The sequence below is a fragment of the Mesorhizobium sp. M7A.F.Ca.US.006.01.1.1 genome (assembly GCF_003997935.1).
GTDB lineage: Bacteria > Pseudomonadota > Alphaproteobacteria > Rhizobiales > Rhizobiaceae > Mesorhizobium.
Genome location: NZ_RZQL01000347.1, coordinates 1 through 5,591, shown reverse-complemented (window position 1 = coordinate 5,591; position 5,591 = coordinate 1). Strand labels below are relative to the sequence as shown.

The following is a 5,591-nucleotide window of genomic DNA, read 5'->3' as shown; positions in this document are numbered from 1 at the left end:
GCCCAGGGCAAGGCCAAGATGCAGACCGACGAGCAGGCTCAGGGCAAGGCCGGCACCACCACCGACCAGCAGGCCGAGGGCAAGGCTAAGATGCAGACCGACGAGCAGGCTCAGGGCAAGGCCGGCACCACCACCGACCAGCAGGCCGAGGGCAAGGCTAAGATGCAGACCGATGAGCAGGCTCAGGGCAAGGCCTCGACACAGGATACAACGTCGACCGGTTCCATCAACAACGTGACGGTGGAGCAGAAAACCCAAGTCACTCAGATCATCCGGGAGACGAAGGTCGAGCCTGTGTCCAACGTCGATTTTGACATCACCGTCGGCGTCGAAGTTCCGCGGCACAAGGTCAGGCTGCATCGTTTGCCGGCTCGTATCGTCAAGATCGTTCCCGCTTACGAAAGCTACGAGTATTTCGTGCTTGCCGACGGCCGAATCGTCATCGTTGATCCGGATACGTTCAAGATCGTGCTGATTTTGACCTGATATGTCGGACCAGTGGTCCGCCCTCCAGAGGGCGGACCGTCATTGCTGGACTGCTATGGCTTCAACCCCGGAAGAAGACCGCAGGTGATACATCCTGCTACCGCATAGCGGGCTAGGCTAGAGACGCCCGAGCACGACCAGGATAATGACTATAAGCAGCAGAAGACCGAGGCCGCCGCCGCCGTAATAGCCGGTGCCGTAGAATGGCCCGCCGCCAAGTCCACTAAAACCGCCAAGCAATGCGATAATCAGAATGATGATAAGAATTGTGCCGAGACCCATGACTTGCTCTCCTGTTTGCGGCTTCGCGCCGTGTAGACGGAGCGGCGGTCGCCGGCTGATGAGAATATGAACTCTCTACAAGCCTTCCTGTTCCCGACTGAAACCTCATCGACGCTGCAAGCGTCTGGCCGTTCAAAAGTATTTAGGCCAACAAAGGTCACCCGGAAACGCCCAAGTAGCCCCGGTCTTTCAGCAATCCAGCGAGATGGGCGGCGTTTGAGGCTGCCATTTCGATCGCACCCGAGACTTTTTCCGGAGTGGCCGGCAGGTCGACATAGTTGACGTCCTCCATGGCCTCGCCAACCCAGTAGACCCCGCCATTGGCCGGGATGGTGAAGCCAACATCGTTCAGTGCCTGAAAGCATTCCGCGTGGCAGTGATGCGCTCCGTCCTCATTGCCGACGATGGCCACCAAGGCCACCTTTCCTGCTGCTGGCATGCGCCCTCTGTCATCGGTCTCCTCCAGAAATGCATCCATCCGCTCGAGGACGCGCTTGGCCACACTCGAGGGCTGACCAAGCCAGATCGGGAGCCCGAGCACGAAAATGTCGGCCGCCAGTATTTTCTTCCTGAGTTTCGGCCAATCGTCGCCCTTGCCCATGTCGGAGAGCACGCCGGGCTTGATATCGTGGCTGAGCGCACGCATGATCTCGCCCTTCACTTCGTACTGCATCAGCGCCGCCAGGACATCGGCGAGCAACCGATCAGTGGAGGATTTTTCCCTGTCGTTCGAAGCTTTGAGCGAGCAATTGAGTGCGAAGGCCGTAAGCGGCATGTGAATCTCCCTGCATTGTCCTAATTGCAAACCGCCGCGACGACTTCGCGACTGCCCATTCGCCAGTTGCGGGATCACCCGGCATTCTAACGCCAGGGTTAAATGCTTGTTCCGCAGGCGGACCAACGGGTCGGTGGCTAGATGGCCCCTCCTCCCACTCGGTGACGGTTCAGCCGGCTCAGAGAGGGGCTGGGTCCTTGAGCGCAAACCACGCTGGCGAACAGGCAGCGGCGAGCGACGCAGACTGAACTGGTGGGGCAACCTATTCGTTCGCTCTTCGTTTTCTTCTGAGTTCCCGAAAATGGATAGACGATGCTCGTCCAGACCCTCGAAGCAGGCGATATGCAGCTGGCGGTATCCACGGCCGGCGATCCGCGCCGACCGGCCTTGATCCTTCTGCACGGCTGGCCCCATTCCCGGAAAATCTATGATGGCGTGATCGACGAACTCGGCACGCGGTACTTTACACTGGCTTTCGATCTTCCGGAGATCGGTGAATCGCGTGGCACTCCGCCGTCGGCGGAAAAGAAGGTTCTTGCCGATATCGTGATTTCAGCCGCCGAGGCGCTTGGGGCCAAATCCATCGTTGTTGCAGGCTTCGATGTGGGCGGCATGATTGCCTTCGCTGCTGCTCGCCATCATGGCGGTCGCATCGTCGGCGCGGTGCCGATGAATACGGTTATCCCCGGCCTTCATCCATGGACGAAGGTAGTCGCAAACCCGGGCATCTGGCACTTTGCGTTTCATGCGGTGCCTGAGTTACCGGAATTGCTGGTGACGGGCCACCAACGCGCCTACTTCGATTTTTTCTTCGATTTGCTCGCCGGCCGTCCCGAAGCATTGACCAATGAAATGCGGCAGACGTTGACGCAGGCCTATGCGAGGCCGGAGGCACTTAAGGCCGGCTTTGATTGGTATCGCGCGTTCAAGCAGGATGCCGAGGCCAATGCCCCGGCGCGCATCGAAGTTCCGATCCTCTATATCCGCGGCGACGCGGATTTTGGATCGATCGACGATTACCTCGAAGGTCTGAGGATGTCTGGCGCAAAGAACCTGCAAGGTCACATGATCGCCAACTGCGGCGAATTCCTGCCGATCGAGGCACCGGCAGAATTCGTCAAGGCGCTAGTGGAATTCGCACCGAGATAGTGAAGCGATCCGCGTTATGCAGGTGCCTACTGGCTCGAAGTTACGCGCCAGACCGTGTTCCCGACATCGTCGGCGATCAGCAGCGCGCCGGATTTGTCGACGGCAACGCCGACGGGCCGCCCGTGCGCCTTGTTGTCCTTGCCGAGGAAACCGGTGACGACGTCCTGCGGCTTGCCATCTGGATGACCGTCCTTGAACGGCACGAAAACGACCTTGTAGCCGTTGAAGCTCTTGCGGTTCCAGCTACCATGCTCGCCAACAAAGGCGCCGTTGCGATAGAGCTCCGGCAGGTTGGTTCCAGTGTAGAACGTCAAGCCCAGAGGTGCGACGTGGGAACTCAAGGCATAGTCGGGAGGGACCGCCTTGGCGACGAGGTCCGGCCGCTGCGGCATCACGCGCGGGTCGACATGCTGACCATAGTAGCTGTACGGCCAACCATAGAACGCGCCGTCCTTGACCGAGGTCATGTAGTCGGGAACCAGGTTAGGACCGAGCTCGTCGCGCTCGTTGATCACAGCCCACAGCGCGCCGCTCTGCGGCTCCCAACTCAGCCCGTTGGGATTGCGCAGGCCGCTCGCGAAAATACGATAGCGGCCAGTGGCCCTGTCGACTTCCCAGATGGCGGCCCGGTCCTTTTCCGCCTGGATGCCGTTCTCGGTGATGTTGCTGTTGGATCCGATGCCGACATACAGCCGAGACCCGTCGGGGCTAGCCACGAGAGACTTTGTCCAGTGGTGATCGATAGGTCCGCCGGGCAATGGCGTCAGCACGGCGCCCGGCGCGGTGATCTTGGTGTCGCCCGACGTGTAGGGGTAACGCACGATGGCGTCGGTGTTGGCGACGTAGAGATCGTTGCCTACCAGGGCCACGCCAAAGGGCGAATTGAGATGATCGAGGAAGACCTCCTGGACATCGGGCAGACCATCGCCGTTCGTATCCCGCAGCAGGGTGATACGGTTGCTTCCTTCGGTGCCGCCGCCCGAGGTCGCCATGGACTCGATCCAGCCCATGATCAGGTCTTTCGGCCGCTTGATCGCGGCACCGGGCGGCGCCACGGATTCGACCACCAGAACGTCACCATTCGGCAATGTGTAAAGCGAGCGCGGATGCCTCAAGCCCTTGGCAAAGGCCTGGATTTGCAAACCCTTGGCGACGGTCGGCTTCTCGTCTTGTTTCCAACCGACGACCGACGCGACATGCATGGGCGGCACCAGATACTGAATAGGTTCAGGCAGCGTCGGGTTTGCTCCGACCTGATCGGTGGGATCCGGTTCGTTATCGCTGCATGCGGGCAGCGCCAAAATCGATCCGAACAGCAGACCGAGGCTCGCGATACGCCGGATATGTCTGGCGGAGACATTCATTCGACCACCTCCACTTGAGTGCGGCCGGAACTCCATCCCAGCAGTCCCAGCAAGAGGATAACGATCACGGCGACGGCGGACAGGATGAGCCCCGTCGGCACGACCGAGGTCCAGGCATCACGGCTGTGCACCAGTGCGTTGAAGAGCGATATGACGAGCACGACGAGGCTGCCAAGGAGATATGGCCATGCAGGCCCGGCTTGACCGGTAAGCCGGCCCGTAGACAAATCGACCAGTGCTGCAAGAACCGCGAGCACGCCTACAACCAGGCCCGCAAGGAGCAGCCAGGCGGAAAAATCGGCCCACATCATTTCAGCGCTTCGCCAATAGGTCACGTCGGTCAGCAATGTGCCGACGAAACATGCGTTTGCGACCGCCATCGGCGTTTTATGGAACGGACGCCTGGCGGCCACCAACACGGATCGGGCACGGGCCATGGACATTCTCCACCTTTGAAGCTGTACCTGTCCTCCAAACCAACTTGTGGTTGGGAGGTTCCCGGAACCGTTTGCGTTCAAGAACTCGTGATGGCGCTGGCGATGCCTCAGAACGGCTCGGCGTCCGATGCTCCTGCGGAGTTAGCGCAATGTCCTCAAGGTGATCGAGTAGCGGTGCAGGTCAACCGGCGGAATGCTGTGCTCCCATTCCGTGCGCGATGGTCCGGTCATGAGATACGCCGACCTTGGTTCGACGACGATGGTCCGGCGATCCCATTTGGTGCCATTCTTCCGCCGGAGCCGGAAGCTGCAAGGCGCCAGCAACGAAACACCCGCAACATCTTCGAAATGAGGCTTGTCTCGATGCCAGCCAATGCCGGCGCCAGGCCGGTATTCATTGATCAACACTTGCGCGAAGGCCTCGGTGGGCCTGCCTGCCAACACTGCGATCTTCTCGCGCAGGGCCAGCAGGAAGTCAGGGATTGGCGGCGCCTCGACGACCTGGCGCCTATCGTAGTCGTAGCGCAGGCCAAAACCGACGACGCGCCGGTTTGCCAGATGGCCATGGAAATCGAACGCCTCGAAGGGCAGGTCTTCGAGATGCCGGGCGAGTTCCGTTTCTTCTTGCGCGGCGATCAGCTCGGGCTGGTAGAGGAAACCCTCCGGCAGGTCGCCGGCAGCACCAAAGAGATCGTGCTGGAGCCCGGGTGAGCCGGAGCCGAGTGTTTTCGATTTGGGTATCGCCATCCCAGCTAGATGGTGAAGGCCAGCCCGCCTGGCAATATCGGAACCTGGCCAGCCAATCTGCACCCCCCTGCGGGCGTCACCGCAACGACAGGAGAAAGCCTGCCAATCCGGATTTTATCGAGGGACTGTATTCAACTCAAGATTTCGCGAGCATGCCTTGAATGCGACTGAGGGAGGTTGCGTGCATGTACGTACGGTTCTTACCAAACCGTGAGCCTTCGTTGCCAGTTGCTTGTCAGCGACTAGATTGGCAACGCGGCATCCCCAAAACATGCCGCAGTGGCCGGCGCGGGTTTGGGCAACGGTGTCTCACCGGCATCATCGCGTCGGCCACTGCGGCATGTTTTGGGG

The 5,591-nt window shown here is 60.3% G+C and carries 7 protein-coding genes; 2 read left to right on the top strand and 5 right to left on the bottom strand.

Translation table 11 applies throughout. The annotated features are described in order from the left end of the window. Positions 1–486 (top strand): DUF1236 domain-containing protein (locus EN943_RS34375; RefSeq protein WP_127416309.1); only part of this gene is annotated, 486 nt, incomplete at its 5' end. 117 nt (positions 487–603) lie between these two features. Here EN943_RS34375 and EN943_RS34370 read toward each other — a convergent pair. Together EN943_RS34370 and EN943_RS34365 are read right to left on the bottom strand one after the other, a co-directional pair. Continuing rightward, positions 604–768: a DUF3309 family protein gene (locus tag EN943_RS34370; RefSeq protein WP_013531546.1), complete on the bottom strand. Its 165-nt coding sequence runs from the start codon at positions 766–768 to the stop codon at positions 604–606. Positions 769–925: 157 nt separating this feature from the next. Next, positions 926–1,543, bottom strand: coding sequence for an NAD(P)H-dependent oxidoreductase (locus tag EN943_RS34365; RefSeq protein ID WP_127416310.1), 618 nt, complete (start codon positions 1,541–1,543; stop codon positions 926–928). A gap of 312 nt (positions 1,544–1,855) precedes the next feature. Here EN943_RS34365 and EN943_RS34360 point away from each other — a divergent pair, with 312 nt between their 5' ends. Further along, the gene (locus tag EN943_RS34360; RefSeq protein ID WP_127416308.1) at positions 1,856–2,692 is read left to right on the top strand and encodes an alpha/beta hydrolase; all 837 of its coding nucleotides are present in this window, start codon (positions 1,856–1,858) and stop codon (positions 2,690–2,692) included. 26 nt (positions 2,693–2,718) lie between these two features. Here EN943_RS34360 and EN943_RS34355 read toward each other — a convergent pair whose 3' ends face one another. From EN943_RS34355 to EN943_RS34345, 3 genes are all read right to left on the bottom strand, one after another. Beyond that, the gene (locus EN943_RS34355; RefSeq protein ID WP_127416307.1) at positions 2,719–4,056 is read right to left on the bottom strand and encodes a sorbosone dehydrogenase family protein; all 1,338 of its coding nucleotides are present in this window, start codon (positions 4,054–4,056) and stop codon (positions 2,719–2,721) included. After that, positions 4,053–4,493 (bottom strand): DUF2231 domain-containing protein, encoded by a 441-nt coding sequence (locus EN943_RS34350; protein ID WP_127416306.1) that lies wholly within the window; start codon positions 4,491–4,493, stop codon positions 4,053–4,055. Before EN943_RS34350 ends, EN943_RS34355 begins: the two co-directional genes overlap by 4 nt. A gap of 141 nt (positions 4,494–4,634) precedes the next feature. Next, on the bottom strand, positions 4,635–5,240 hold the full coding sequence (locus EN943_RS34345; protein ID WP_127416305.1) for an alpha-ketoglutarate-dependent dioxygenase AlkB: 606 nt from the start codon (positions 5,238–5,240) through the stop codon (positions 4,635–4,637). Positions 5,241–5,591: the final 351 nt, after the last annotated feature.